Origin of the sequence: Arsenicibacter rosenii, assembly GCF_001870735.1 — a bacterium.
GTDB lineage: Bacteria > Bacteroidota > Bacteroidia > Cytophagales > Spirosomataceae > Arsenicibacter > Arsenicibacter rosenii.
Genome location: NZ_MORL01000013.1, coordinates 61,237 through 88,037, shown reverse-complemented (window position 1 = coordinate 88,037; position 26,801 = coordinate 61,237). Strand labels below are relative to the sequence as shown.

Below are 26,801 nucleotides of genomic sequence, written 5' to 3'. Positions count from 1 at the left end.
AACTCAACGGGCAACCTGTATCAACAAACCTGAAACTGACAGATCCACAGGCCGGCCTTGTTGGCACTTAACCCTGTGGTTTTGTTGTACTCCGGGAAGCCGTTCGCCTTTGGCGGGCGGTTTCTTCGTTTTAAGGGGTTTCTACTTTAGCCGAATGGTAAACCAATACCGGTAAGTGGGCCTGTAAGACCATGCGTTTGGTCAGGCTCGGATTCAGCAAGCCATCCAGAAAACCACGCTCACGGGTGGTCATCACCAGAATGTCGGCCTCGTGTTTTGTCAGGTAATCAGACAAACCTCCCGTTACGGTCCGGGCATGGATCAGATTAACCCGCAGCGGGTCGCTTCCTAATGTACGCTGTAATTGCTGCTTAAACTGTTCATCGTCAAAAACATCCGGCTGGTTGTCAGCATTGACTTTCAGGAAATGCAGGCGACCGCCGAAATCAGCGGTAAGCTGCGTTGCCTGTTGCAGAATCGCCCGTTCGTCGAATTCAAGCTGCGTGGCAAAGATCACTTCGTTTACCTGAACGGGTTTAGGGGATTCGTGCTCGTCGGGTGCGGGGACAACCAGGACCGGGCAAGACGCATCGAGAGCTACATCGGTGGCTGCACTGCCTGCCAGCCAGTCAAAAAACGTACTCATATTATGCCGGCCGGTAATGATCAGATCGGCGTTCCGGTCGCGGGCCGTGCTCAGAATTTCATCTTCAATACCTCCCATGCGCCATTCGGTATCGATAGTCAGTCCTTCGGCGCGCAACTGACCGGCCAGGTGATCGAGCTGCTGATGGCCGATTTGTTCGAGGTCATATGCGGCGGCTACGCCAACCCCTAAATCGCCGACAGTCGGTAAGGTGGTATCGGGTAGCGGCGGCTGATGCACATGCAGCAACACAAGGGTTGCCTTATATTTAGCCGCGAACGTTTTGGCCCATTGTAAAGCCATAGACGCTGAGGATGTGAAGTCGGTAGGAAACAGGATCGTCTTCATATGAGGAATATTTATGTTACTACGATTAACAAATAAAACCAGATACAACCAAGGAAAGTGTGTAAAATCTATGTTAACGGTTACGTAAAGGCGCAAGATATTGCGTCTCAGCGGGGGCGGGTAATTAGAGAGGAGGAAAGAAGACACAAGATGTTGCGTCTTTACATGGGTGTGCAGAAATCCCGGGATTCTGGTAACTTTGACGGGGATTAGTAAAATATTATAAAACAGAGAAGCAACATATTGCGACTCTACCGTATTTTGCGTGCAAACCAGAGAACTGATGGATATTAAAAATAATCCGGGTTTCGACCCACAGGAAATTGCCGAACTCAAGGAAGAGTGTCAGGCTGAAGGCATGTCATTCGTATACGTAGAAGACGAAGAAGTGGAAATGCTCGAAACAGGTGAGTGCGAGCATGTTCAGTTTGTCGGTACGTACCAGGGTAAGGAAGTTATCTACGATGCCCTGATTTACACACTCCGTCTGCACCACAGCAGCCTGGTGTATGAAATGGCCATTGAGGAGCTCAAGAAATCATATCCGAATTACGTACCGGTTGAGGAACGGAATGCGAGTTACAAAATTACAGCCGAAGAAGAGGAAGATGCGGAAACCGCGTTGACCGAAATCATCGAAGAGCTGGAAGAAACAGAAGCGGTGAAAGTACAGGAATACGTAGAGGTCGACACCGATTTCGAATATGGAATCAGCCTTGACGTTTGCCTGAACGTAGAAGAAATTGATGAAGACGTGATCGATAATTTCATCAAAAACTTTAACAGCAACACGCTGACTCTGGATCAGACCATGTATTCGTTCTCGGATAACGGGCAGGAATAGTCTTTTGAACAAAAAGGGAAGTAAAAGGGTAAAGCTGTTTCAGCACAGCTGCCTTTACTTCCCTTTTCGCTTTTCCGGCTATGAAAGAACACTTTTCAGGAACCAATCAATACGTTGCCACACGCGAACTGAGCATCGCGGTTAATGCGGCAATTGCCTTGCAGAAACCCCTGTTAATCAAGGGTGAACCTGGTACGGGAAAAACGTTGCTGGCTTACGAGATTGCCGGTGCACTGCAAAAAAAGCTGTTTACCTGGCATGTTAAATCAACAACAACGGCCCAGCAGGGACTGTATGAGTACGATGCGGTTTCGCGCCTGCGGGATTCGCAGCTGGGCGATGGCCGGATCGGTGACCTCGATAGCTATATCAAAAAGGGCAAACTCTGGGAAGCGTTTGACGCCGACGAACAGGCTGTTTTGCTGATTGATGAAATCGACAAGGCCGATATTGAGTTTCCGAACGACCTTTTGCAGGAGCTTGACCGGATGGAGTTTTACTGCTACGAACTCCGGCGGACTATTTCGGCACGCCACCGGCCGATCGTAATCATTACCTCAAACAATGAAAAGGAGTTGCCGGATGCGTTTCTGCGACGCTGCTTTTTTCATTACATCCGGTTTCCGGACAAGGATACGATGGAGCAGATTGTGAAGGTCCATTTTCCGGTGTTACCGCAGGAACTGATGACGAAAGCCCTGTCGGTTTTCTTCAGTATCCGCGATGTGAAGGCGCTGAAAAAAAAGCCCTCCACCAGTGAGCTGATCGACTGGATCCGGCTGTTGCTCGTTTCGGGCGTTACGGAAGAGGACCTGACCGATCTGGAAGCCTTGAACGAATTGCCGCCCTACATTGGCTCATTGCTGAAAAACGAGCAGGATACGGTCTTGCTTACCGCACTGAAACAAAAGGGAAAACGCCCATACTAACCGCTTCGGCCCATGTTTCTCACCTTCTTTCTGTTGCTGCGACAGCACGGCATACCCGTAACCTTATCCGAATACCTGACGCTGCTGGATGCCCTGCGCTCAGCGATTGGTGTCACGTCGGTTACCGATTTTTACGCGCTCAGTAAAGCAACCCTGGTAAAACACGAACAACACCTTGATTTATTTGACCGGGTGTTCGGAGAGTGGTATAACGGCGTAGAACAGCAGCTAAGGGAGGAACTACCGGAAATTCCCCCCGACTGGCTGAAAGAGGCCTTGAACCGGCAGCTTACGGACGACGAACAAGCCGCTTTAACCGGCATGGGGGGGCTTGACGAACTCTGGGAAAAACTGCGGGCACTTTTGCTGGAACAGGACGAACGGCATGAGGGCGGGAATAAATGGATCGGAACCGGCGGTACATCGCCTTTTGGTATACAGGGGCAGGCGCAGGAAGGCTTCCGCATGGATAAAACCGGCAAGCGAAACGGCAATGCGGTGAAAATCTGGGAACAACGTGCTTACCGGAATTACGCAGACGATGTCGAACTCAGCACGCGCAACATGAAAATGGCGCTGAGGCGGTTGCGTATTCTGACGCGCGAAGGTATAGACAATGAACTGGATATTGACCGGACCATCACCGAAACGAGCCGGCAGGGCGGTTTGCTGGATATTCAGCTGCGCCCGTCGCGGAAAAATCAGGTAAAAGTACTGATGCTGTTCGACGTCGGGGGATCGATGGACGGGCATATTGAATTATGCAATCAGTTATTTTCGGCGGCCCGCTATCAGTTCAAACACCTGGAGTTTCTGTACTTTCATAACTGCATCTACGAAAGCCTTTGGCAGAACAACCAGAGTGAACGCGGCGACGGCCGGCGCGACCGGGTGCCGACCCGGGATGTGCTTAATACCTATAACCGGGAGTACAAAGTGATTATTGTGGGGGATGCCTCCATGGCCAGCTACGAGATTACCCACGCCAGAGGCAGTGTCGAGCATTACAATGAGGAGGCGGGCATTGTCTGGCTCGATCGGTTTAAAGCGCAGTATCCACATCTGGTCTGGCTGAATCCGGAGATTGCAGGATACTGGAAATACACGCACAGCATCCAGCTACTACGGGAATGGTGTGGCAACCGGATGTTCCCGCTGACACTCAACGGGATCGAGCAGGCTATGCGCTGCCTCAAAAATCCCAAAATTACCTTCGACGGGAATTAACGGTCAGATCCATGCCGTTCAAACCGGCAAAAAGGCGGCTTAAATCGGAAAACCGCTTATTTTTGTCTCTATGCATCTTTTTTACCAACCTGAAGCCCCAACGATTGCTGCTTTAACGGAAGATGATTCGCGTCATGCCGTAAAAACGCTCCGGTTGGGTATGGGCGACGAAATTCTGGTCACCAACGGCCAGGGCCGGCAATTTGCGGGCGTGATCACGAAAGCTGATCACCGGCAATGCGCATTCCGGATTACAGAGGAAAAAATAACCCCGGCGCGGCCATTCTCGATCCGGATCTGTGTAGCCCCCACTAAAAATCTGGACCGGATCGAATGGTTTGTCGAGAAAGCCGTGGAGCTTGGCATTGAGCAGATCAGTTTTTTTTTCAGCCAGCATTCCGAGCGGCGGGTGCTGAAAACCGAGCGGATTGAAAAAATTGCGGTGTCGGCCATGAAACAGTCCTTACAGAGCTGGATGCCCCGGATCGATGAAGCGGTTTCGTTTAAGCAGTTACTGGCATCCGTATCGGATGAAGGGCAACGGTTTCTCGCCCATTTGCCCGACCATGAAATACCTTCCCATTTATTTCGGGCGGCGCAAACAAATAAAATATACACGGTGTTGATCGGACCAGAGGGGGATTTTGCTGAGCAGGAAATTCAGCAGGCTTTACAGGCCGGATTCCGGATGGTTACGCTGGGGCCTAACCGGCTCCGGACGGAGACCGCCGCGCTCGCCGCGTGTCAGATGCTGAACCTGTTGAATCAGTAAGGTCTCTGTCCGGCAATGTATGCCGGGTCTGAATCGTTATACGTATACCTGTGTATATAAAGTAAACAGGAGTTTTGCCCGAAATTCCGTTTTCCGGAGTATATTTAATGACAAAAACGGGGCCTTTATTGAGTAGATGACAGGTTATTCCCTTGTTTAATCATCATTATCCATAAGACAGTAAAAGCAGCTAAACCTCATGAAAAGAATAGTGTGTTTGCTCATCGGATTACAGCTATTGGCGGTTGGTTCGGTGCTGGCTCAGGCATCCTACAGAATCGCCAAGCTGAAATACAGCGGCGGTGGCGACTGGTATGCCAATAAAACCTCCATGCCCAACCTGATCCGGTTTGCAAACCAGAACCTGCGCATGAATATCTTTCCGGAAGAAGACATTGTGGAGCCTGGTAGCCCTGATATCTATTCGTACCCGTTTATACACATGACCGGCCACGGCAACGTCGTTTTTTCGGATGCTGAAGCGCAGAACCTGCGCCGCTACCTGCTGTCGGGTGGCTTTCTGCATATTGATGATAATTATGGGCTGGATAAATTTATCCGCCGTGAGATGAAAAAAGTGTTTCCGGAGCTGAGCTTTGTTGAACTGCCTTATAATCATCCGGTCTATAACCAGAAATTCAAGTTTCCGAACGGATTGCCAAAAGTGCATGAACACGACGGGAAAGCACCGCAGGGCTTCGGACTGATTTATCAGGGCCGATTGGTTTGTTTTTACTCGTATGAGTGTGACCTCGGCAACGGGTGGGAAGACCAGAGTGTGTATAATGACCCCGAAAACCTCCGGCAACTGGCGCTGCGTATGGGGGCTAACCTGTTGCAGTATGCGACAACGGTGGTCGAATAGTTGGATTTAACCATCTTTTTTAGCCATAACCAGGCAAAACATTTGGATAATTCCTTATTTTTGTAGAGATTAGTTAGTTGGATTGTTAAACTTAAATATACTTTACTGTGATTGTTGTATTGGTAGTATTAGCCGGGCATTGGTATTTGTCCCTGTTTTGCCAAACATTTTTCTTACATCGTTATGGTGCACACAAAATGTTTACGATGAGTAAATTTTGGGAGCGCTTCTTTTATTTCCTGACCTACCTGTCGCAAGGTTCGTCATACCTGAGCCCGCGCGCGTATGCTGTGCTTCACCGTATGCACCACGCTTACAGCGATACACCTAAAGATCCTCATTCTCCGCATAACTCTACGAACGTGTTTCAGATGATGTGGAAGACAAAAGATATTTATAATGCCGTTTTACACCGTCGTGCGCCCATTGCAAAGCATTTCGACCGGAATTATCCACACTGGACATTTATCGAAAAGATTGGTGATTCATGGGTGTCACGGGTAGCCTGGGGTACTCTGTATTCCTTGTTTTACATTTTTGCCTATCTGTATCTGGATATGCACTGGGCTTTCTTCTTCCTGCTGCCGATTCACTTCCTGATGGGCCCGATCCACGGAGCAATCGTTAACTGGAGTGGTCATAAATACGGCTATCAGAACTTCGATAACCACGATAAATCACGTAACTCACTGATTTTTGACCTGCTGATGCTTGGAGAGCTGTTCCAGAATAACCACCACAAACGGCCAAACGATGCGAACTTCGGCGCCCGCTGGTGGGAATTCGATCCGACTTATCCGGTTATCCGCGTTCTGGACAAACTCAACATCATCCGCATTGCCCCTGAAAAAGGCAAAGAGCATGAGCGCGAAGTTGGGCACGAGCGGGTTGTAGAAGTACAATAAGCAAACGACATAAACAGACAAGGCGGATCGTAGATCCGCCTTGTCTGTTTATAACTATTTACAGCAAATAACGCTCAATCTCAGGCCAGGTATCAAAGCGGCGGAACTCCTGGTTCGTCCGGTTGTGAACCGCCGAAAACAGCAATCCTTCACCCTGAAAGGTGACGAGATTGCGGGGCAGATCATCAATCAGGTAATCGGTGTTCAGGACACTTTTATCGCCCATGAAAATGATATTGCGCCAGTGAATCGACGGGAAATGTTCGGCCAGCCAGTCATATTTATCACGGAATGAATTGGGGAATTCCATGGCGGCCGTGGCAACAAAAATCTCATACCGTTCCGATAACCGCTCAATGGCTTCCTGAGCGCCGGGCATCACACGAATGTCGCGGAAAAAGCCCGGTTCATACACGTGCTGAAGCAGGGCATTGAATTCGTGCTCATCCAGCAGTTCATGAAAAGACTGGGTTTTCAGCTCGTCCACGGTGTAACGGGGCGCTTCACCCGCCAGGTAAATATCGACGAATTTGCCGTTGGTGTCCGCCAGCACATCGTCCATGTCAATCGCAATACGTTTTTTTTTCATAACAGTGACACTACCTTTCTAAGGCAGGTTTTCGAAGCAGTTTCAGAACTGCCGGTTAAGATCAAACTGCTCCAGATAATCGGCAACGCGGCGTACAAACCGGCCTCCGAGTGAGCCGTCAACCACGCGGTGGTCGTATGAGTGGCTCAGGAACATCATCTGGCGGATCCCGATCAGATCGCCCTGCGGAGTTTCAATCACGGCCGGTTTTTTGACGATGGCACCAAAAGCCATGATGGCCACCTGTGGCTGCATGATGATGGGCGTACCCATCAGGTTGCCGAAGGTCCCGATATTTGATACCGTATAGGTACCGTTCGACAGATCGTCGGCTGTCAGTTTGTTTTCGCGGGCCCGGTTCGACAGATCGTTTACTTTTTTCGCCAGCCCGACAAGGTTATACTGATCCGCGTTGTGAATAACCGGCACAATCAGATTCCCACTCGGTAAGGCAACCGCCATGCCGACATTAATTGATTTTTTGACAATGATGTTGTCACCTTCGACCGAAACGTTGATCATCGGGAAGTCCTTGATGGCTTTTACGATGGCTTCGATCAGGATGGGTGTAAACGTAAGTCCTTCGCCGGTCTGCTTTTTAAAGGCATCTTTCACCTTAGTGCGCCATTGCACCACCGGGGTCATATCCGCCTCAACAAAGGAAGACACATGCGGCGAAATCTGCTTCGACTCGACCATGCGCTGCGCAATCATTTTCCGCATCCGGTCCATCTGAATAATATCCGACTGGCCGGTCAACGATGCCGCCGGTACTTTCGGGGCCGCAATAACGCCCGGAGCCGGTGATGGGGCAGGGGTTGCCTTAGCAACCGGAGCAGGAGCCGGTGCCGTCTGACGGTTGCTGAGGTAGGTCAATATGTCCTGTTTAGTGACCCGGCCTTCGGCACCGGAACCGGGTACGCGGTCCAGTTCTTCGCGGCTGATACCTTCTTCTTTGGCGATGCTTTGCACCAGGGGGGAATAGAACCGGTTGGCATACACAGGGCCCTCGGCAGCAGGGGCAGCCGTAGCGGGTGCCGGCCGGGTGCTCATCGCCAGAATGCTTGCTTCAAGGTCCTGCGCGGCAGCTTCGGCCGATGTTTCGGCGTCGGCTTGTACCGGTGCCGGCGCGGGTTGACTGGCCGGGGCTTCTGCAACGCTGTCGCTGGTTTCGATGCGGGCAATTGTAGCCCCGATGGCAATGACATCGCCTTCCGAGAACAGCACTTCTTTGAGAATGCCGGCATAGGCGGCGGGTACTTCAGTATCTACTTTATCGGTAGCAACTTCCAGAATTGATTCGTCGGCTTCAATACGGTCGCCCGGTTTTTTAAGCCAGGTAATGACCGTACACTCCATAATGCTTTCGCCCATTTGGGGCATCACCATGTCAACGAGGGCCATAAGTTATTGGTTTGTACGTTTGTTTGATAAGCTTAACAGTTCTTCGCGGAGCAGGTTCAGCACATACATAGTCGTCAGCTGGATATTCTGTTCGCGGTAGGGCCCCAGTTTCAGGAGCCGTGTAACGGTGCGTTGGGGGGTAGCACAGGCAATCCAGATGGTGCCGACCGGTTTCTCGTCGGTCCCGCCGCCCGGACCGGCAATGCCGCTGGTCGCGATTCCGATCTCGGTATCAAGTGCCCGCCGAACACCTTCCGCCATTTCTATAATGGTCTGTTCGCTGACCGCCCCGAAGTTGTCCAGTGTTTCCTGCCGGACGCCCAGTTGCTTTACCTTTACCATGTTGCTGTAGCTGACGATGCTACCCCAGAAACAGGCTGAAACGCCGGGTACTTTAGTAATCGTCGCCGATACGTGTCCGCCGGTGCAGCTTTCAGCGATGCCGAGGCTCAGATTTTGTTCCTGTAACATACGGCCCACAACAGCTTCGATTTCGTCGTCGCCATAGCCGTAGACATGTTTTTCGATCAGGGGCAGCACTTCAGCGGCCCGGGCTTCCAGTTGCTGATCCAGCAGCGCTTCGTCGTTGCCGGTTGCCGTCAGGCGGAGTTTGACACCCCCGAACGAGGGCAGGTAGGCCAGCCGGATATGGGCCGGCAGGGCATCTTCCCAGGCCTCGATACGTTCGGCAAGAAACGACTCTCCGATGCCGACCGTCCGGATTATTTTATGCTTGATAACGGGAGGGTTGAAATGGGCTTTCAGCCGCGGCAGAATGGCGTGCGACATGAGGTTTTTCATCTCGAAAGGCACCCCCGGCAGCGAAACATATACTCGCCCTTCGTGCCCGATCCACATCCCGGGGGCGGTTCCCCAGTTATTTTCGATGTAAGTAGCATTCGCAGGCAGAAACGCCTGCGTACGGTTGATGTCGGTCAGGGCACGGCCGCGTCGTTCAAAGAAAGCCGTCACAAAGGCAAGGGCCCGTTCGTTCAGGACAAGTTCCGTATTAAAGTACCTGCAAAGGGTTTGTTTGGTAATATCGTCTTTCGTCGGTCCCAGACCGCCGGTCAGGATAATGATATCGGCCCGTTGGTGGGCTTCGGTCAGAATGGCCAGAATGGCGTCTGCCTGGTCGCCGACGGACGATTTGCGGGTCACCCGGACGCCAATGTTTGTGAGCTCGGTTCCGATCCACTGGGTGTTTGTATCTGTGATCTGACCGAATAAAATTTCGTCGCCTATCGTTATAACTTCGGCGCGTATGCTAGCCGCCATGTGTAATAAACAGAAAAAGTGATACCGAAAAAGGGTGGTTAAGGTCTGCAATCGTGGGTTAAACCATATTTTTTTCCCTATTTCACGGATAAAAGCTAAGTTTTCGTTAAACCTTTACGGGCTTTTGCCCGTCTCAAAGGTAGTAAAAATCATTCGGTGCGATGAAAAAGATTATTTGGTTTGTTGCCTTTGGCAGCCTGATTGGTATCCATGAGGTAAGTGCTCAGGACTCAACGAAAAAAGAAAGCGGACTAAACAAGTTCGGCAAGTTCCTGGAAAAGGCTTCACAGGCGGTCTCATCCGGTTCCGGATCGCTGACTACCAACGAAATTGGTCAGGGGTTAAAGGAGGCCCTGAAGATAGGAGTAAGCAAGGGCTCAGATCAGGCATCTGCCGTTGATGGTTACTTTAAAAACCAGCTCATCAAACTGGCCTTCCCGCCGGAGGCGCAGAAAGTAGAGGCCCGGCTACGGCAGATAGGCCTTGGTCCTCAGGTCGATCAGTTTATTTTGTCGATGAACCGAGCCGCTGAGGATGCGGCAAAGGAGGCAAAGCCTGTCTTCCTGAACGCCGTTACACAAATGACGATTCCGGATGCCGTTCAGATTCTGAAAGGACAGGATGATGCTGCCACCCAGTATCTGCGCAAAACCAGCGGTAAAGAGCTGGTAACGCGGTTTACGCCGATTATTGATGGGGCGCTCAAGAAAAATAACGCAACGAAATATTACGCCGATCTGGTAAACGCCTACAATAAACTGCCACTGGTGAAAAAAGAAAATCCGAACCTGACCGAATATGCGACCAATAAGGCCGTTGACGGGCTTTTCCTGCTGGTAGCCCAGGAAGAAAAGCAGATCCGTGAAAATCCGCAGGCACGGATTACCGAACTGCTGAAAAAGGTTTTCGGGGCGCAATAAGTACGTAATCCGGACGAGTAATGGCAAACGCGGGCAGGAATGTCCGCGTTCCTTTTTACTTTTGTGTTTATGAAAAAGTCAGAAATCAATTTTACCATCGAATTAGATAATGAAAACGTCCCTGAAAAAATCTATTGGGACGCTACCGAAAACCCGAACGAAGGCCTGAGCGACTCGCGCGCGGTAGCCATCGGGGTCTGGGATCATTACCATAACAGTACGCTGCAGATCGCACTCTGGACCAAAGACATGGAGGTGTTTGATATGAAGCGCTTTGCTATTGAAATGATGGATGGATTAGCCACAAATATTGCCAATGCCACCGGCGATCAGGCCATGGCCGACGATATTTTAAGCCTTTGTAAGGTCTTAAGCCGTCGGGTACAGGACGAAATCCGCCGTCAGAAATAAATTGTTAAGCCGTAGACCTGTCTGAGAACGCTTCTAATGAATAAACTGAACTGGATTTTTGTCGTACTGCTTTCGGTTACGACGGGGTTTGCTCAGAAAGGAATTGATTTCCGGTCTGAATCAATTGATCAGGTTTTTCAGAACGCCCGCCGCGCCGGAAAACCGGTTTTTGTTGAAATCTATTCGCCGGACTGCCATGTTTGTCAGAGCTTTATGCCGACACTGGCTGACCCTAGGGTGGGTAAGTTTTACAACGAAAAGTTTGTCAGTAAAAAGCTGGAACTGATGAGTCAGTCAACCCAGGACTGGCTGAAAGCTCACCGGTTATATGTGCCTTCGCTGCCGCTGTTTCTGTATTTCGACGGGCAGCAGAACCTGATTCATTATGCGATGAGTAATAACTCGGCAGATGAGGTTATCCGGCATGGGAATGTGGCCCTTGATCCTAAGAACCGCGCACAGGTGTTCCGGCAACGCTTCGATAAAGGAGAGCGGGCGGCCAATTTCCTGATCGATTACGGTATGTTTGCCAAGGTGACGACCGATACAGTCGGCAATCTGAAAGCGATGGAGGCGTATGCCAAACAGCAGCCCGTGAGTACCTACGCGAATCAGACCAACTGGCTGGTACTGCAAAAGCTGATTATGGATTCAGATAACCCGCTGGCGGTGTATTTTATCAATAATCAGGGGGCATACAAGCAGTATGGGCCTCAACCGGTTCATGATGTAGCCGAAAACATCATTATGTCGTCACTGTATTGCAGCCGTGCCGGCCGCTATGAGCCCTCGCGGATTCTGCGGATCAGGGATCAGCTGGTGAAAATCGGTGTTACTCCGCAGGTGGCGGCAAACCGTACGCTTTTACCTGAAGTCGGGGCGTATTTCCGCGCTAAACAGACGGAGAAAGCGACGGCCCGGATGGATAAGCAAGCCAATACGGCACCGTTGACTGTACCGGAATTCATTTATATCTGCCGGTACTTTAACAAAAACAGCCCTGATGCAACGGATGTTCCGACGGTGATTAAATGGAGTAACAAGGCGCTGGGCATGAAACCGACCACCAATGAGCAGGCTGACCTGTATTACGAGCAGGCAGAAGCCTGGCGCCGGGCCGGCAAAAAAGCGGATGGACTGAAGGCCGCTCAGAAATCAATGGAGCTGGCCAAAACGGCTAAAATGGATACGAAGCGGAATATGACGCAGCTGAGTAAGCTGAAGTAAATAAACGGAAACGCATGTAAGTGGCGGGCTGTTTAGCTATATGGCTGAGCGGTCCGCCACATTTTACTGATTAACCATCCCCCGCATAAACGGTGGTTGCTGAAGCATGAAGGCGGAGTTTTCATCGCCGAGCATGACCGCGCGGTTCAGATCGCTTTCGGCCTGGGTATGCTGACTGAGCTGTAGCCGCGCAATGGCGCGCCAGCGGTACGCATCCGGTTGTTCACCACGGAAATGCCAGACCGCTTTGTCGAACTCCCGGAAGGCATCCTGGTACTGTTCTACGGTATAATACGCAATTCCGCGATCCAGGTAGCAGTCGGCAAGGGTATTGTCGCGGTTGATGGCCTGCGTCAGATCGTAGATGGCAGAATAATGATTCTGCAGGGCCAGCTGGCATTTGCCGCGACAGGCATAGGCAAGGGCTGATTTAGGGTTTTGTCTGACGGCCTGATTAAAGTAGTCGTACGCCCCTTCATAATCACGTTGCTGTAGCAGCACGATGCCTTTTTCAAAACGGACACGGTCCTTTTCGGCAGGTGTATCATGGTCCATCGTGAAGTACCTTATGACCAGATAAACGAAATAAAGCAGAAAAATAAGCGAGATTTCCATGCGGTCGGTTGTTCAGGCAAGCCTACGAAAATACGGGTTTAAAGGCTAAATAAACAGCGTTAGACGGGTTTTATTCAGAGGTTTCTGCCTCAAGGCTGTCGCGAATCGCTTTCGGCAGACTCTTCCGGACGAGCTCATACGAATGGTCAACCCATTCGCGGACCTGGCTATCGCGGATCCCGCCGTCGATGACGACGGTATTCCAGTGTTTTTTATTCATGTGATAGCCCGGCTTCACTGCATCAAACTCCTCCCGAAGCTGCGCGGCCAGTTCCGGATCACACTTCAGGTTGACCTGTAAGGGTTTAGCTTCAATATCCGTCAGGGCAAAGATTTTACCCCCAACCTTAAACACCAGCGTTGTCTCGCCAAACGGGAAGGATTCCGTAGCAGCAGGCCGGCTCAGGCAGTATTCCCGCAGCGATTCAATGTTCATCGGGTACAGGCTCTAACGATCATGACGATCAGGCAAAACAGGAACATGACAATCGAAATCCGGTTGATGCCATGCATCATACGGAGGTTCTGACTTGTCGGGGCGTTCGGGTCCGGTTTCCGGAACACACGGATGAAATAGGTAAATACCGGCCCTATTTTAAAGTAATCAACAAACTTGTTCATTGTCAACAAATTGAATTACGCAGGTTAATAAAACCTTGCTTTAACCAGTGACTTTTTCTTTACCACATAGCCACATAAAGCACATAAGGTGTAATAAGCTATGTTTTCTATGAGGCTATGTGGTAAACTGAAATATAGTTTTACAACAGCCGTATAGCTTGTACAGTTCTGTCGTGAAGACTAGCGACCGGTTCCTGTATTATGAACTAGATTTCGGCGGCAACGGGTTCCAGCCAGCGGCCGTCTTCCCGGATCAGCTCAATCAGTTCGTCTACGGCGCGGTCGGCCGGTACCGATTTTTTGATAACCTGCTGCCCGCGGTACAACGCAATTTTATCACGGCCGATGCCCACGTAGCCGTAATCGGCGTCTGCCATTTCGCCAGGACCGTTTACAATGCAGCCCATGATCCCGATTTTAACCCCTTTCAGGTGATCGGTCCGCTGCCGGATTTTGGCCGTAGTCTCCTGAAGGTCAAACAATGTCCGGCCACACGACGGGCAGGAGATGTATTCGGTTTTGGTGATCCGCGTCCGGGCGGCCTGTAAAATGCCAAAACAAACGCTGTTATATTGTTTCTGTTCGTCGGCTGTTGTCCCGGCCGATGTCGTCAGCATAACGCCATCGCCGAAGCCATCTACCAGTAACCCTCCGAAGTCAGTTGCGGCGTAGAGCGTCAGATCATCGTCGGAAGCATGGGTGAAGCCACGAACCAATACCACCGGTGCGGTGATCTGCTGACTGGCCAGCTCGATAAACAACCGGCGCAGGGCAGGCATGGCATGAGTGTTCGTTGTTTCGGTCAGCAGGACCACGTTTGTGGCGTCTTTGACGGCCTCAAACAAGTCCTGTGATACCGTTTCCGGGGATATCCGTACGAAATTCAGCCTCGGCTGCAACGCATACGGCTGGTTGCGGGCCTGTAGATAGTCAGTTTCCGTTAAGAGCGGAAAGCTGTTCTGCTGATCGGCAGACTGCTGCCAGACAGCGTAATCCTGAATTTCTTTCAGGCCGTTAGGCAGCATAAAGGCTGCCGGGGTACCGCCGGTATAAATGTAGTCTGCGCCAAGGTCGTTCATGCGCCACTTATCGGGTACGGGCAGGTAAAAATGCCCGATCGATTTCAGGTCTTCGTGTGCTGTGACCGGCTGATGGCTGAAATCAGCGATGACACGGGGTACATTACTCCCGCCGAAATTAGCCACCTCATGCGTGATGCGGCGGCTATACTGAAACGGATTGTACGGAAGGGCCGACGATAGCGGCGCAATCGGCTGAGCCGTTGCAGAACGGTGTGTATACCGGTCGATGAGCGCTTTACAGACCGGTACTTCAAATTCCGGCTCTTCTGTCAGGGAAACGCGGACAGTATCACCGAGGCCATCTTCGAGCAGTGTTCCGATCCCGACGGCTGATTTGATGCGGCCATCTTCGGCTTCTCCGGCTTCGGTAACGCCGAGGTGCAGCGGGTAAGGCTTCAACCCTTCTTCGGCCAGACGCTGGACCAGCAACCGATACGCCTGAACCATTACCTGCGGATTCGACGATTTCATCGACAGGACGATATTGTAATAATTCTCGTCCTCACAGATGCGCAGAAATTCGAGGGCTGACTCGACCATGCCGACGGGGGTATCGCCGTAGCGGCTCAGAATCCGGTCCGACAGTGAACCGTGGTTGGTACCAATCCGCATGGCCGTACCGTATTCTTTACAGATCCGGACCAGCGGCAGGAATTTTTCGCGGATGCGCTCCAGTTCAGCCGCGTAGGACGCATCGGTATAGTCAATGTGCTCAAACCGTTTCCGGTCGGCATAGTTTCCGGGATTGATCCGTACTTTTTCGACGATCCGTGCGGCCAGTTCGGCGGCGTTGGGCGTAAAGTGAATATCGGCCACAAGCGGGGTGTTGTACCCGCGCAGGCGTAGTTCTTTACGAATGTTTTCGAGATTTTGCGCTTCCTTCACGCTGGGAGCCGTAATCCGGACGTACTCGCACCCGGCGTCGATCATCCGGATACACTGCTCCACAGAGCCCATGGTATCCATGGTATCAACGGTGGTCATTGACTGCACCCGGATCGGGAAATCAGAGCCAAGTGGTACGTCGCCAACGGTAACCGTAACCGTTTTCCGGCGAATATATTCGGTAAGTGAGGGAGCGTAAAGAGCGGGAATGAGTGCCTCGGCGGGCGATGTCAACAATGTGTCGGGCATACCTAACAGAACCAGGTTCGTTATCCGGCAAAGGTACGGAAAAAGCCGAAGCCAAGCGGTATTCTGGTCTAGATCTAAAACCCGGATCGGTTGAGAATTGTTCGGGAGCGGAGGGGAGAACTTCCCGGAAACGTGGGCGATTGCCTGCCGTTTCCGGGAAGCCGGCCGATTACCAGCGGGTCTTTTTATAGCCAGCCAGTGAGTAGTATAAAATAACGCCGAAAAGCGGCAGCAACAGCGCGTAGGCGTTTTTGAACTCCGTTACGTCGGTCAGGTAGCCGTGTACCAGTGGTAAAATGGCTCCCCCTGAAATGCCCATAATCAGCAGGGCTGAGCCGATTTTGGTAAATGGCCCGAGGCGGTTGAGGGCTAACGGCCAGACTGCCGGCCAGATCGGGGCAATAGCAAACCCCATCAGGGCAATACACAGAATGGAATAGAAGCCGGAAGTCAGCAGCGCGCCAACCGTCAGCACGATGGCCAGGGCAGAGCCGAATCGCAGGGCTGTTGTCTGCGAAATGTATTTCGGAATCAGCACAATACCCAGCAGGTACCCGGCCAGCAAACCGGCCAGGGTGTAGGACGTAAAGTGCTTGGCTTCTTCGTTTGAGAACCCGATTGCCGTACCGTAATTGATAATAGTATCACCGGCAATGACTTCGGCACCTACGTAGCAGAACAGAGCCAGAACGCCCAGCACCAGGTTCGGAAACTGCCATACGCTGGTATAGGTCGTTTTTTCGCTGGCGGTATCGTCGTCGTCCTGCTCTTCGGAAACCTCCGGCAGCGTTGAGAAACGGATCAGCATGGCCAGCACAACCAGTACGCCGGTCAGGATCAGGTAAGGGGTTACCACCTTGTCAAGGTTCGCCGAACCGCTGCTTAACAGGATACTGCCAAACACCAGCTGGCTACAGATACCGGCCAGTTTGTTGGCAACCCCCATGAAGCTGATCCGCTGGGCCGCACTCTCGCGCGGACCAAGAATAGTCACGTAGGGGTTAGAGGCTGTCTGAAGCACTGTCAGACCAATCCCGATCAGGAACAAACCAACCAGAAACAGCGGATACGAAACTACTTTGGCGGCCGGTACGAAGATCAGTGTACCGATGGCCATCGTCAGCAAGCCCAGTGACATCCCGTTTTTGAAGCCCGTCTTTTTCAAGACCGCCGACGACGGAATGGCCATCAGCGTATAAGAAATAAAAAAGGCAAACGCCACCAGATTGGATTGCAGGTTATTGAGGCTGAAAGCCTGTTTGAAGAACGTGATCAACACGCTGTTCACCCACGTGACAAAGCCGAAAATGAAAAACAGGGCACCGATAATCAGCAATGGCCCGATGTAGCTATTGCTGGTTTGAGGTTTTGGAGATGAAACCATTTTAGAGTAAGTAATTGAGTACGTTGATTTAAAAATACGTCGAAATGAAACCATGAAAATAGAGGATTTCGACGGTATTATCACTGCAACGCCCCAATAATCGTTGGTCGTCGGGCTTTTAACAGAATAGTTACCATGTTAAATACCTCGCCGGCGATACCGTGTGCCGGTTCCTCTTCCTTGATAACCGACTCAATGACAAAACCCTGCGTATTAAGCAGATCTGCCAGCTCGGCCGAATCATACAGATGAAAGCCGTATTGGGTAAAAGGGAGCAGCTGCATGCTGGATTTAGTACGGATTCCGATGAAAAAAAGGCCATCCGGCTTCAGCACCCGCCGGATTTCGCGTAACTCATCGGCCGGATTTTCCCAGAAATAGATGGTGTTGATGGTAATAATTTTGTCGAACGACTGATCCGCAAACGGGAGCCGGTCGGCCGTGGTCTGATGAAACCGTACCCGTCCGGCATCAACCAGAGACTGATTCAGAGCGGTCGCTTCGGCAACCATGGTTGCCGAGAAATCGCAGCCGTCAAAGGTTGCCGTGGGCTGCGGCGCGAGGAGCTCGCCGGTAAAGTGGCCGTTGCCCATACCGATTTCCAGTAAGCGCTCACCGGGCTGCAGATCGAGGTGACTCATCGTCAGCTCGTACATAAACGCGTTGCTCCGGTTCATTTTCTGGCCTACTTCGCGGCCCATCTCGCCCTCGGGTTGCCGTAATTGCTGAGCAACTTGCTGGAAATCAATATGACTCATGTGGTTTGTGGTTGTTTACCTCCGGAATTTACAGGCCGAAGGATCGTGTTTAACATAATACGCTTTATAATTAACCGCCCTGGGGTTCATGCAGCCTTTCAGGTTGAGGAGCTCGATGCCACGGAAGTCAATGGCATGGCTTTCGGCCTGGAGAGCGATGTAGCCTTCGCTCAGCTGTGTATTCAGTTTGGGAGCCCACGCATCGGCATTGGCGATATTCATCATTTTCCGGAAATCGCCGTCGAGTGTACCGCCGATGCGGATGTTCTGGTAGGCGAGTACGGTATTTCCGTCGATGAGGTGATAAACGACCGAATCGCCCAGCACGATGGCTTCTGCCTTAACCCACTGATCCCCGTCGTATGTTTTAGAATCTGAGTCGATGCAATGCGCATTGGCAAATTTGCCGTTCATATCGACAATGGTGCCGGGTGAGCAGAGGTTGCCGGTGTGTCGGGGGCCTTTCCCCAGACCGCCCAGCAGCTGCATCTCCAGCGATACCGGAAAATGTTGCTCAAACGTGAGGCTTGCCGCCGACTGGGAATGAAACATAATCCCGCTGTTGCGTACGTTCCAGTTAGCACCGCCGGGTACCTGATCTCCCTGGAAACGGTATTCGAACCGGATGCGGTAGTGGGAGTAAGGCGTTTTATAATAGATGTGGCCATACTTATCATTGAACTTGTCGTATTCCTTATAGCTAACCCGCAACATGCCGTCTTCGACCAGAAACGTATTTTTATAATTGTCGTTCAGCGGTTGGCCGGCGATTTTGATATCCCAGCCCGTCAGGTCCTTACCGTTGAAGAGCGATTGCCAGTCTTCTTTCTTCGCGCTGGACTGAGCAAAAAGGGCAGACAGGCTGAGGCAGGACAGAATAAGTGACAAAAATGATTTTTTCATAGAATAAAATGGAGTAATTTGGTAGGTCAAACGAAATCAGGTTTGCCCGCAGGTGAGACAATAAAGTAAGTAAAACGCTGAACTATTTGCCTTATAAGCGTATAAGAGTCGATCACAATTTAAATCTACTTTAACTTGAACAGAAGAGATGCCTTACAACGGGTAGCGTTGTTGATGGGCAGTACCCTGTCGGCCCCAACCATGGCGGCTATCCTGCGCGAGCCGGGAAAAGCCGCCCCGTCTACCTTTTCGCTGACGGCAGATCAGCAAACGATGCTGGCTGATATTGCCGAAGCCATCATCCCGACTACGACAACACCCGGAGCTAAAGCTGCCGGGGTCGGTCCGTTTATCGAACTGATGGTGAAAGACTGTTACAGCCCCGAACAGCAGGATCACTTCCGTAAAGGATTAGTTGCGGTGGATGAAGCCAGCCAGAAGGCGTACAGTAAATCGTTTGTTGCACTTTCGAACGAGCAGAAGCACGCGATTCTGACGCAGTTTGAAACCGCTGCCGAAGAAGAAGCCAAAGCCAGTCGTCAGGCGGCCAAAGCTAAAGACGTTGATGCCGAAACCGGTCAGATTAAGGAAGAGAAAAAGAAAAAGTCGGATCCGCCGGTGCCGTTCTTCCCGCTGACGAAAGAACTGACCCTGCTGGGTTACTTTTCATCCGAAATCGGCGCGACCAAAGCGCTGCGGTATATCGCCATTCCCGGCCGTTATGAAGGTTGCGTGAAATACGAAAAAGGCCAGAAAGCCTGGGCAACCTAGCCCTGACCCGGGTTACCCGACCCGGCGCCGTATAATCAGACAACCCCCTTTAACTACAGAAACATGTACCTTAATATAGATGCCAAAAAAGCCGCGACCTACGATGCCATTGTGGTAGGGTCAGGCATTTCCGGCGGCTGGGCTGCCAAAGAATTAACCGAAAAGGGCTTGCGGGTGCTGATGCTGGAGCGTGGCCGCGACCTCAAACACGTGTCGGGCTATGAAACGGCCATGAAAGATCCGTGGGAGTTTCTGCACCGCAGCCGCGTGGATAACATCGCGCGGGAAGAATACTGGGCCAGTGTCCGGACCGGCTACACCGCCAACGAACCAACCCGCTACCTGTTCGAAAACGATAAGGAAAACCCATACCTCGAAAAACGACCGTTCGACTGGATCCGGGGGTATCACCTCGGTGGCCGCTCGCTGATGTGGGGCCGCCAGAGCTACCGCTTCAACGAACGCGACTTTACGGCTAACCTCGAAGACGGCCACGGCGTTGACTGGCCGATCCGGTACAAAGACATTGCCCCATGGTATTCGTACGTAGAACGCTTTGTGGGCGTATCCGGTCAGAAAGAAGGGCTGGATGTGTTGCCCGACGGTGAGTTTCTGAAGCCGATGGAAATGAACTGCGCTGAGAAAAAAGTAAAATCAGCGATTGAAACCCATTTCCCGGGCCGCCATATGACCATCGGCCGTCCGGCCATTCTGACCTCACCAACCAAAATCCACACGGATCTGGGCCGGGCACAGTGTCAGTCGCGGAACCTGTGTAGCCGGGGTTGCCCGTTCGGCGCTTACTTCAGCACCCAGTCGGCAACGTTGCCGGCCGCTGCCAAAACCGGCCGTCTGACCATCGTTACCGATAAGATTGCCTACGAGGTTATTTTCGACGACAAGCTCAACAAGGCGGTAGGGGTCCGCGTGATCGATCAGAACACGAAACAACACCACGAATATTACGCGAAGATTCTGTTCCTGAATGCGTCGGCTATTAATACCGCCTGGCTCATGATGCAGTCGAAATCGAAGCGTTTCCCGAATGGGTTGGGCAATGACTCCGATCAGCTGGGCCGTAATATTATGGACCATCACCTGAACGCGGGTGCATCGGGTGAGTTCGAAGGCATGGAAGACAGCTACTACTACGGCCGTCGCGGTAACGGGATCTACATTCCGCGGTTTGCCAACTGGGGTAATGACAACAAACGTGATTTCGTCCGTGGCTTCGGCTACCAGGGCGGCGGCAGCCGTCAGGGCTGGGAGCGGGGTGCCGGTATGAAAGGCTTTGGCGCTGACTTTAAGGAAGCCCTGACTGAGCCTGGCAAGTGGACGTTCAACATTGGGGGCTTCGGCGAAACCTTGCCGGATTCGAACAACCGGATGCGGCTGTCTGATCAGAAAGACAAGTGGGGCTTGCCGGTCATTGAGTTCGACTCGGGCTGGGGCGAAAACGCACAGCGCATGCGGATTGCCATGATGAACGAAGCGGCGAACATGCTGGAAGCTGCCGGGGCGAAAAACATTAAAACCCGCAATGACCTGACGAAAAATCCAGGCATCGGTATCCACGAAATGGGAACCGCCCGTATGGGGCGTGATCCGAAAACGTCGGTCCTGAACGGCAATAATCAGGTTTGGGGGGCTAAAAATGTGTTCGTTACTGATGGTGCAGCCATGGTTTCTTCATCCTGTGTAAACCCATCGCTTACATACATGGCATTAACGGCGAGAGCCGCAGATTTTGCAGTAAGAGAGCTGAAAAAACAGAATTTGTAATATTATTTAATTGTTTTTTAAAAAAGGGATGCAAAAGTTGCATCCCTTTTTTAATGTCTTACTGTTTAGTTTAAATTGTTGATTTTCAGTTGTATATATTGTTATTATAATGTTATGGGGCTGTTAATGCTGTGTGCAATCTTTACTAAAAATGCAGATTTTTTGACAAAGATTAAAAAGTGATGAGTAGTTAAAGCAACGGGATTGGTTTATTAACAAATAATCTTCTTATCGCTCAATTGTTAATAAACCTAAACTGTCGGTTAGCCGGCAACTCAAGCTTATGGTAAAACCATTACGATCACGTTCTCTGCCTCGCAGGATGGTGAGCTTGTCTACAACCCCACTGCTAATAGCATTATGCTGTACAGGCTTCTCTTACGCAGAAGGAACAGAGTTCAAAGAATTAGCCATTAAAGCCACAACGGTTTCTGTTAACATGGTTGACAGAACGATTACCGGTAAAGTGACGGACGAAAGCAATGCGCCGCTGCCGGGTGTAAGTGTTGTTATTAAAGGGACCACTAGAGGGGCTGTAACGGATCCGAACGGCCAGTATCGCTTAGATGTACCGGATGGGAATGTAACACTTGTCTTCTCATTTGTAGGTTACAAGGCACAGGAAGTACCGGTAGGTAACCAGTCGGCGATTAACCTGTCGCTGCAGGCCGATAACAAAATGCTCGACGAGATCGTTGTAATCGGTTACGGTACGCAGAAGAAGTCCGATTTAACAGGTGCCGTAGCAGGTGTAAAACAGGCCCAGCTTCAGGAACGCCCTGCTGCTTCGCTGAACCAGGCGCTGGCAGGCCGTATGCCGGGTGTACAGGTAAACAATAACTCGGGCCGTCCCGGTGGTCGTACAACGGTGCGTATCCGTGGTTTCAGCTCGATTAACTCGTCAAACAACCCGTTGTATGTGGTTGACGGTGTAATGTTGCCGCAAGGTAACCAGGCACAATTCAGTTCGGCAATTGATTACATTAACCCGAATGACATTGTTTCCATCGAAGTATTGAAAGACGCCTCGTCGACGGCGATCTACGGTGCCCGCGGTGCCAACGGGGTTATCCTTGTTACAACTAAGAAAGGAAAAGCCGGCGAAGGTATGGTTACCTATAACGCCGATTTCAGCGTAAATACAATCGGACCAAACCGGCCGCGCGTATTGAATGCGAAAGAGTATCTGGCTACGGAAGATCTGGCTTACGCAAACATTAAGAAATATGACCCGGCTGGCTGGGCTGCGGGTAAGTATACAAGCTTAGATCCGATTGCCCGGAGAAAAGCGTACAGCGCTGCTTACCCTGGTGTATTCGATGCGAACCTGAACCCACTGTACGATACAGACTGGTTTAAGGAAACAACACAGAACAAGCTGTCTCAGAACCATCAGTTAGGTTTCAGCGGTGGTAACGAACGCACACAATACTCGTTATCCCTGGGCTTCCGCGACGATCAGGGTCTGATCAAAACATCGTACATGAAACGCTATTCGGGCCGCTTCACGATTGATGATCAAATCAAAAAATGGTTGAAAGTCGGTGGTACACTGAGCTACAACAACCAGACGGAGAACTTAGTCGACATCAATGACGCCGTTGCCCGTCAGATTGTGGAAGATTTCCCGTTCCTGCCGGTTAAATATGCAGATGGCCGCTATGCCAGCAACCGGGATTACCCGAGTGCGGAAGGTACGTTCAGCTCTATGCACCGCCTGATGGATCGCCGGTATATCCTGAATACGCAGACAACGTTAGGTAGCCTGTATAGCAACATCAATATTGCGAAAGGGCTTGAAATGCGTACAGTTCTGGGGGTTAACATTTTAACGCAGGAAAACAACGAATCACAAACCCGTACACTGAACCCTGGTCAGTTAGGTAACGCCGCAACGCGGAACCGTAAGGAAAGCTTCTGGTCACTGGAAAACTACCTGACTTATAACAAGCAGATTCGTGATAACCAGCACTTAACGGCTTTATTAGGTTTGTCGTGGCAGGAAACCAACTTCTTCAGCATGGGGGCTACTGTACAGAACTTTGCGACGGATTACTTCGGGTTTAATAACCTGGGTGCAGGGGCTACAAACCCGCAGGTATCGTCAAACGCATCGCGTTTTGCCTTTAACTCATACTTTGGCCGGGTTAACTACAGCCTGATGGAGAAGTATTTGTTTACGGTAACCGGTCGTATGGACGGTTCGTCGAAATTCGGTGCTAACCACAAGTATGCCTTCTTCCCGTCGGCAGCGTTTGCATGGCGTGTATCTGAAGAAAGCTTCCTGAAAAACAACAGCCTGATTTCGAACCTGAAATTACGTACCAGCTATGGTCTGACGGGTAACTCGGAAATTCCGCCGTATTCATCACTGGCCCTGTTAAGCTCTAACTATTCAACAATTTATAACGATACCCGCGTAGGTGGTACTGGTATTGACCGTCTGGCCAACCCGGATCTGCGCTGGGAAAAAACAGCTCAGGCTGACATCGGTGTTGAAGTTGGTATCCTGAAAGGCCGTGTAACACTGGAAGCTGACTATTACTATCGTAAGACAACAGACATGCTTCTTGATGCACCGGTTCCACGCACGAGCGGTTACGGTACAATCCGCCGGAACGTGGGTTCAATGCAGAACCAGGGCTTTGAATTTGGTCTGAACACAGTTAATATTGACCGTGGCGGTTTCAGCTGGAACACATCGTTCAACCTGTCGCTGAACCGGAACAAAGTGCTTTCACTGGCAACGCCGTCTGATATCTTTAACGTAGGTGGTCCTAACTTTACAAACCCGACAAACGTGATCCGCGTAGGTGAGCCGGTAGGTTCATTCTGGGGTCTGACCCGTCTGGGCGTATGGAGCGAAGCCGAGCGCGAAGAGGCTGCTAAGTTTGCCAGCTACCGGAACAACCTGACTATGCTGCCGGGCGATATCAAATATCTTGATGTTAACGGCGATAAGGCCATCACGGACGCTGACCGCAGCATTATCGGTAACGGTAGCCCGAAAGGATGGGGTGCTATGACAAACTCATTCCGTTACAAAGGCTTTGATGCTACGCTGGAATTGCAGTTCATGTATGGTAACGATGTTATGCTGATGAACCTGCACCCAAGTGAAGACCGTCAGGCGCTGGCTAACAGCTACTCATCGGTACTGAACGCATGGACACCGCAGAATCAGAATACCATGATTGCTGAAATCCGTGAAACACGTGCCGGTTATGTAACAAACGTGGATAGCCACTGGATTAAAAATGGTTCGTTCCTGCGTGGCCGTAACCTGTTGGTTGGATACACATTCCCAAGCGAGCTGACAAGCCGCCTGAAGATGAGTAAACTCCGGGTGTATGCCAGTGCACAGAACTTCTTCCTGTTAGTGGAAGATCCGATTGTTGGTGATCCGGAAGTAACACCGACCAACCAGGGTGACGGCAACAGCGCGTTCTCTCAGGGTATGATCTGGCACAACTATCCGAAGCCTACAACCTACATGTTAGGTTTACAGGTTGCTTTCTAATCGATCACGAAACTCATTAACGTTCAAAAGAGATTCTCAACATGAAGTTAAATATCATTAAACGAGCAGGTACTGCTGCCCTTTTCGGCGCTGTTTTGCTTGGACCTGTTGGCTGTACGGACTTTTTAGATGAACGCGCTCCATCTAACCTGACAACCTCAAGTTTCTATACCATTCCTGACCACGCAGAAGCCGGGCTGGCTTCGGTTTATGCCAGCATGCGTTTTATCGGTGATGGTGCCAATATCTTCTCGTCGAACTGGCAGCTTCTCGAAGCGATGACCGGAACGTCGACTACTGAAACGGCCCAGAACTCTGACCTTAACAACCTCTACAGTATGTCACATGATGGCAATACCATACATGTGGTAAACTACTGGAACGGTCTGTACCGGGTAATTGCTCAGGCTAACCTGGTATTGGACAGAGTGCCGCCAATTACGCCGATGCCGGACGCTCAGAAAACGAAAATTCTGGGAGAGGCCCGCTTCCTCCGTGCATGGGCTTATTTTACAGCTGTTCGTCTGTGGGGAGATATCCCGCTGGTTACTAAGCCGCAGACAGCAACGTCGGAAGATTTCCGTCCGGCGCGGGCTTCGCAGGAAGAGATTTACAAGCTGATCGTAGAAGACCTGCTGGCAGCTGAGAGTGCAGGCCTGTCATGGATGGATTTAAGCGGTCGTGCGAACCTGGCTGCGGTAAAAACACAATTGTCAAAAGTATACCTGACAATGGCTGGTTTTCCGCTGAACAAAGGAGCGTCACACTATAAACTGGCCGCCGATAAAGCACTGGAGGTAATTACATACGCCAATGCTAACCCGGGCACAATCAACCTGTTCACAACTTACGAAGATGTGCACAGCGAGCGGACAGAAAACCGGCTTGAGCATTTGTTCCAGTTGCAGTATAACGCTACCGTGGCAAGTAATCCAATGGATAACTTCTATGGTAACTTTAAGCCGATTAACTACAACGGTCCTACAGGAACGGGGAGCTCGGTACCGACGTCGTCATTCTACAACTCGTATGAGAGAGGTGACCTCCGGACGAAGGATCAGGATGGCTACTTCTACACCACGTACTTTACGAATGGTACCGGTGCGCGGTTTGAACTGGGAGCTCCGTATGTGTTCAAACACTTTAACCGGATTGCCAACGGAACATCAGGTGTTGCAGGTACCCGTCTGAATAACCTGAACGTGCCGATGATCCGCTACGCAGAAACACTGTTACTGTATGCTGAAGCACAAAACGAAGTAGGTGGCCCGAACCAGGCAGCATACGATGCGTTGAAAAAAATCCGTGACCGTGCCCAGCTGACAACTCCTGCACTAGGTACGTTCAATCAGGCAAGTTTCCGCGAAGCTGTATGGCGGGAGCGCTGGTATGAACTTTGCTATGAGCAGCTTACCTGGTTCGATATGGTACGTTTACGCAAGGTATTCAATGAGACAACGAAAGGCTTCGACAACTTTGTAGGACACATTAACCTGAGTACTAACAAAGCGCTGGAAGCAAAACACCTGCTGCTTCCATTGCCGCGTCAGGAAATGCTGAACAACCCGAACCTGAAACCACAGAATCCGGGGTACCCGAACTAATTTCTAATCTGATAAGAAGATTATTTTACCCGGCAGCTGATTCAGCTGCCGGGTTTTTTATTGCCCCTATTGAGCCGGTCGAATGCAGCTATCCGGGAACGAAACAAGGAGGATTCGTCGTTATATGAGAGAAATAGATTAGTTTGTTTAATCTTTTTCTGAAAAGATTAAACAAAAAAGCCGACCCTGGTGTTAGTAGGGGTAGCAATCGCATTCCCTGGGCGGAAATGGCCACCTGCCCCACGGCTTGCATGTGTTGTAC

General features: G+C 51.0%; 24 protein-coding genes. 13 read left to right on the top strand and 11 right to left on the bottom strand.

Annotation, left to right across the window (positions count from 1 at the left end):
• Positions 1 to 130: 130 nt before the first annotated feature.
• Positions 131 to 994 (bottom strand): universal stress protein, encoded by an 864-nt coding sequence (locus BLX24_RS20435; protein ID WP_071505053.1) that lies wholly within the window; start codon positions 992 to 994, stop codon positions 131 to 133.
• Positions 995 to 1,277: 283 nt separating this feature from the next.
• On the opposite strand from BLX24_RS20435, the gene BLX24_RS20430 reads away from it, so the two are divergent.
• From BLX24_RS20430 to BLX24_RS20405, 6 genes are all read left to right on the top strand, one after another.
• Positions 1,278 to 1,838, top strand: a complete 561-nt coding sequence (locus tag BLX24_RS20430; protein ID WP_071505052.1) for a hypothetical protein — start codon at positions 1,278 to 1,280, stop codon at positions 1,836 to 1,838.
• 80 nt (positions 1,839 to 1,918) lie between these two features.
• Positions 1,919 to 2,767 (top strand): AAA family ATPase, encoded by an 849-nt coding sequence (locus tag BLX24_RS20425; RefSeq protein WP_071505051.1) that lies wholly within the window; start codon positions 1,919 to 1,921, stop codon positions 2,765 to 2,767.
• A gap of 12 nt (positions 2,768 to 2,779) precedes the next feature.
• On the top strand, positions 2,780 to 3,994 hold the full coding sequence (locus BLX24_RS20420; RefSeq protein ID WP_071505050.1) for a vWA domain-containing protein: 1,215 nt from the start codon (positions 2,780 to 2,782) through the stop codon (positions 3,992 to 3,994).
• Positions 3,995 to 4,064: 70 nt separating this feature from the next.
• Entirely contained in the window at positions 4,065 to 4,766 is a 702-nt protein-coding gene (locus BLX24_RS20415; protein WP_071505049.1) for a 16S rRNA (uracil(1498)-N(3))-methyltransferase, read from the top strand.
• 199 nt (positions 4,767 to 4,965) lie between these two features.
• Positions 4,966 to 5,631, top strand: coding sequence for a DUF4159 domain-containing protein (locus tag BLX24_RS20410; RefSeq protein WP_071505048.1), 666 nt, complete (start codon positions 4,966 to 4,968; stop codon positions 5,629 to 5,631).
• Positions 5,632 to 5,738: 107 nt separating this feature from the next.
• Positions 5,739 to 6,536, top strand: coding sequence for an acyl-CoA desaturase (locus BLX24_RS20405; protein WP_374755012.1), 798 nt, complete (start codon positions 5,739 to 5,741; stop codon positions 6,534 to 6,536).
• A gap of 58 nt (positions 6,537 to 6,594) precedes the next feature.
• Here the strand turns inward: BLX24_RS20405 and BLX24_RS20400 are convergent, their stop codons facing one another.
• From BLX24_RS20400 to BLX24_RS20390, 3 genes are read right to left on the bottom strand one after another with little or no spacing between them, the layout of a single operon-like run.
• The gene (locus tag BLX24_RS20400; protein WP_071505047.1) at positions 6,595 to 7,125 is read right to left on the bottom strand and encodes a 5' nucleotidase, NT5C type; all 531 of its coding nucleotides are present in this window, start codon (positions 7,123 to 7,125) and stop codon (positions 6,595 to 6,597) included.
• A gap of 42 nt (positions 7,126 to 7,167) precedes the next feature.
• Positions 7,168 to 8,529, bottom strand: coding sequence for a dihydrolipoamide acetyltransferase family protein (locus BLX24_RS20395; RefSeq protein ID WP_071505046.1), 1,362 nt, complete (start codon positions 8,527 to 8,529; stop codon positions 7,168 to 7,170).
• Positions 8,530 to 8,532: 3 nt separating this feature from the next.
• A complete protein-coding gene (locus tag BLX24_RS20390) occupies positions 8,533 to 9,807 on the bottom strand; it encodes a competence/damage-inducible protein A (protein WP_071505045.1) in 1,275 nt (424 codons plus the stop codon).
• Positions 9,808 to 9,968: 161 nt separating this feature from the next.
• Here BLX24_RS20390 and BLX24_RS20385 point away from each other — a divergent pair, with 161 nt between their 5' ends.
• The 3 genes from BLX24_RS20385 (at position 9,969) to BLX24_RS20375 (ending at position 12,365) form a co-directional block, all read left to right on the top strand.
• Positions 9,969 to 10,727, top strand: coding sequence for a DUF4197 domain-containing protein (locus BLX24_RS20385; protein ID WP_071505044.1), 759 nt, complete (start codon positions 9,969 to 9,971; stop codon positions 10,725 to 10,727).
• Positions 10,728 to 10,796: 69 nt separating this feature from the next.
• Entirely contained in the window at positions 10,797 to 11,138 is a 342-nt protein-coding gene (gene gldC / locus BLX24_RS20380) for a gliding motility protein GldC (protein WP_071505097.1), read from the top strand.
• A gap of 36 nt (positions 11,139 to 11,174) precedes the next feature.
• A complete protein-coding gene (locus tag BLX24_RS20375; RefSeq protein WP_071505043.1) occupies positions 11,175 to 12,365 on the top strand; it encodes a thioredoxin family protein in 1,191 nt (396 codons plus the stop codon).
• A gap of 63 nt (positions 12,366 to 12,428) precedes the next feature.
• Here BLX24_RS20375 and BLX24_RS20370 read toward each other — a convergent pair whose 3' ends face one another.
• The 7 genes from BLX24_RS20370 to BLX24_RS20340 all read right to left on the bottom strand — a co-directional run bounded on the left by BLX24_RS20370 (position 12,429) and on the right by BLX24_RS20340 (position 18,862).
• Positions 12,429 to 12,980, bottom strand: coding sequence for a tetratricopeptide repeat protein (locus BLX24_RS20370; RefSeq protein ID WP_071505042.1), 552 nt, complete (start codon positions 12,978 to 12,980; stop codon positions 12,429 to 12,431).
• A 70-nt stretch (positions 12,981 to 13,050) separates the two neighbouring features.
• The gene (locus BLX24_RS20365; RefSeq protein WP_071505041.1) at positions 13,051 to 13,416 is read right to left on the bottom strand and encodes an MmcQ/YjbR family DNA-binding protein; all 366 of its coding nucleotides are present in this window, start codon (positions 13,414 to 13,416) and stop codon (positions 13,051 to 13,053) included.
• A complete protein-coding gene (locus tag BLX24_RS20360; protein ID WP_071505040.1) occupies positions 13,413 to 13,601 on the bottom strand; it encodes a DUF6728 family protein in 189 nt (62 codons plus the stop codon). The genes BLX24_RS20365 and BLX24_RS20360 overlap by 4 nt, the downstream gene beginning before the upstream one ends.
• A gap of 206 nt (positions 13,602 to 13,807) precedes the next feature.
• Positions 13,808 to 15,817 carry a (E)-4-hydroxy-3-methylbut-2-enyl-diphosphate synthase gene (gene ispG / locus BLX24_RS20355; protein WP_071505039.1) on the bottom strand — a complete coding sequence of 670 codons (2,010 nt, stop codon included), beginning with the start codon at positions 15,815 to 15,817 and terminating at the stop codon, positions 13,808 to 13,810.
• A gap of 169 nt (positions 15,818 to 15,986) precedes the next feature.
• Positions 15,987 to 17,201 (bottom strand): sugar MFS transporter, encoded by a 1,215-nt coding sequence (locus BLX24_RS20350; RefSeq protein WP_071505038.1) that lies wholly within the window; start codon positions 17,199 to 17,201, stop codon positions 15,987 to 15,989.
• An 80-nt stretch (positions 17,202 to 17,281) separates the two neighbouring features.
• A complete protein-coding gene (locus tag BLX24_RS20345; protein WP_071505037.1) occupies positions 17,282 to 17,959 on the bottom strand; it encodes a class I SAM-dependent methyltransferase in 678 nt (225 codons plus the stop codon).
• A gap of 15 nt (positions 17,960 to 17,974) precedes the next feature.
• The gene (locus tag BLX24_RS20340; protein WP_071505036.1) at positions 17,975 to 18,862 is read right to left on the bottom strand and encodes a 3-keto-disaccharide hydrolase; all 888 of its coding nucleotides are present in this window, start codon (positions 18,860 to 18,862) and stop codon (positions 17,975 to 17,977) included.
• Between the two features lie 135 nt (positions 18,863 to 18,997).
• Here BLX24_RS20340 and BLX24_RS20335 point away from each other — a divergent pair, with 135 nt between their 5' ends.
• The 4 genes from BLX24_RS20335 (at position 18,998) to BLX24_RS20320 (ending at position 26,539) form a co-directional block, all read left to right on the top strand.
• Positions 18,998 to 19,633 (top strand): gluconate 2-dehydrogenase subunit 3 family protein, encoded by a 636-nt coding sequence (locus BLX24_RS20335; protein ID WP_071505035.1) that lies wholly within the window; start codon positions 18,998 to 19,000, stop codon positions 19,631 to 19,633.
• 63 nt (positions 19,634 to 19,696) lie between these two features.
• Positions 19,697 to 21,415 carry a GMC family oxidoreductase gene (locus BLX24_RS20330; RefSeq protein ID WP_071505034.1) on the top strand — a complete coding sequence of 573 codons (1,719 nt, stop codon included), beginning with the start codon at positions 19,697 to 19,699 and terminating at the stop codon, positions 21,413 to 21,415.
• Positions 21,416 to 21,854: 439 nt separating this feature from the next.
• Entirely contained in the window at positions 21,855 to 24,935 is a 3,081-nt protein-coding gene (locus BLX24_RS20325) for a SusC/RagA family TonB-linked outer membrane protein (protein ID WP_374755011.1), read from the top strand.
• A gap of 41 nt (positions 24,936 to 24,976) precedes the next feature.
• A complete protein-coding gene (locus BLX24_RS20320; RefSeq protein ID WP_071505032.1) occupies positions 24,977 to 26,539 on the top strand; it encodes a RagB/SusD family nutrient uptake outer membrane protein in 1,563 nt (520 codons plus the stop codon).
• The last annotated feature ends 262 nt before the right edge of the window (positions 26,540 to 26,801 follow it).

Coding starts and splice junctions, on each gene's coding strand:
- BLX24_RS20395 (WP_071505046.1), bottom strand. CDS start 8,529: ATGGCCCTCGTTGACATGGTGATGCCCCAAATGGGCGAAAGCATTATG.
- BLX24_RS20320 (WP_071505032.1), top strand. CDS start 24,977: ATGAAGTTAAATATCATTAAACGAGCAGGTACTGCTGCCCTTTTCGGC.
- BLX24_RS20340 (WP_071505036.1), bottom strand. CDS start 18,862: ATGAAAAAATCATTTTTGTCACTTATTCTGTCCTGCCTCAGCCTGTCT.
- BLX24_RS20370 (WP_071505042.1), bottom strand. CDS start 12,980: ATGGAAATCTCGCTTATTTTTCTGCTTTATTTCGTTTATCTGGTCATA.
- BLX24_RS20345 (WP_071505037.1), bottom strand. CDS start 17,959: ATGAGTCATATTGATTTCCAGCAAGTTGCTCAGCAATTACGGCAACCC.
- BLX24_RS20375 (WP_071505043.1), top strand. CDS start 11,175: ATGAATAAACTGAACTGGATTTTTGTCGTACTGCTTTCGGTTACGACG.
- BLX24_RS20410 (WP_071505048.1), top strand. CDS start 4,966: ATGAAAAGAATAGTGTGTTTGCTCATCGGATTACAGCTATTGGCGGTT.
- BLX24_RS20425 (WP_071505051.1), top strand. CDS start 1,919: ATGAAAGAACACTTTTCAGGAACCAATCAATACGTTGCCACACGCGAA.
- BLX24_RS20365 (WP_071505041.1), bottom strand. CDS start 13,416: ATGAACATTGAATCGCTGCGGGAATACTGCCTGAGCCGGCCTGCTGCT.
- BLX24_RS20390 (WP_071505045.1), bottom strand. CDS start 9,807: ATGGCGGCTAGCATACGCGCCGAAGTTATAACGATAGGCGACGAAATT.
- BLX24_RS20400 (WP_071505047.1), bottom strand. CDS start 7,125: ATGAAAAAAAAACGTATTGCGATTGACATGGACGATGTGCTGGCGGAC.
- gldC (WP_071505097.1), top strand. CDS start 10,797: ATGAAAAAGTCAGAAATCAATTTTACCATCGAATTAGATAATGAAAAC.
- BLX24_RS20385 (WP_071505044.1), top strand. CDS start 9,969: ATGAAAAAGATTATTTGGTTTGTTGCCTTTGGCAGCCTGATTGGTATC.
- BLX24_RS20420 (WP_071505050.1), top strand. CDS start 2,780: ATGTTTCTCACCTTCTTTCTGTTGCTGCGACAGCACGGCATACCCGTA.
- BLX24_RS20330 (WP_071505034.1), top strand. CDS start 19,697: ATGTACCTTAATATAGATGCCAAAAAAGCCGCGACCTACGATGCCATT.
- BLX24_RS20415 (WP_071505049.1), top strand. CDS start 4,065: ATGCATCTTTTTTACCAACCTGAAGCCCCAACGATTGCTGCTTTAACG.
- ispG (WP_071505039.1), bottom strand. CDS start 15,817: ATGCCCGACACATTGTTGACATCGCCCGCCGAGGCACTCATTCCCGCT.
- BLX24_RS20325 (WP_374755011.1), top strand. CDS start 21,855: ATGGTTGACAGAACGATTACCGGTAAAGTGACGGACGAAAGCAATGCG.
- BLX24_RS20430 (WP_071505052.1), top strand. CDS start 1,278: ATGGATATTAAAAATAATCCGGGTTTCGACCCACAGGAAATTGCCGAA.
- BLX24_RS20350 (WP_071505038.1), bottom strand. CDS start 17,201: ATGGTTTCATCTCCAAAACCTCAAACCAGCAATAGCTACATCGGGCCA.
- BLX24_RS20435 (WP_071505053.1), bottom strand. CDS start 994: ATGAAGACGATCCTGTTTCCTACCGACTTCACATCCTCAGCGTCTATG.
- BLX24_RS20360 (WP_071505040.1), bottom strand. CDS start 13,601: ATGAACAAGTTTGTTGATTACTTTAAAATAGGGCCGGTATTTACCTAT.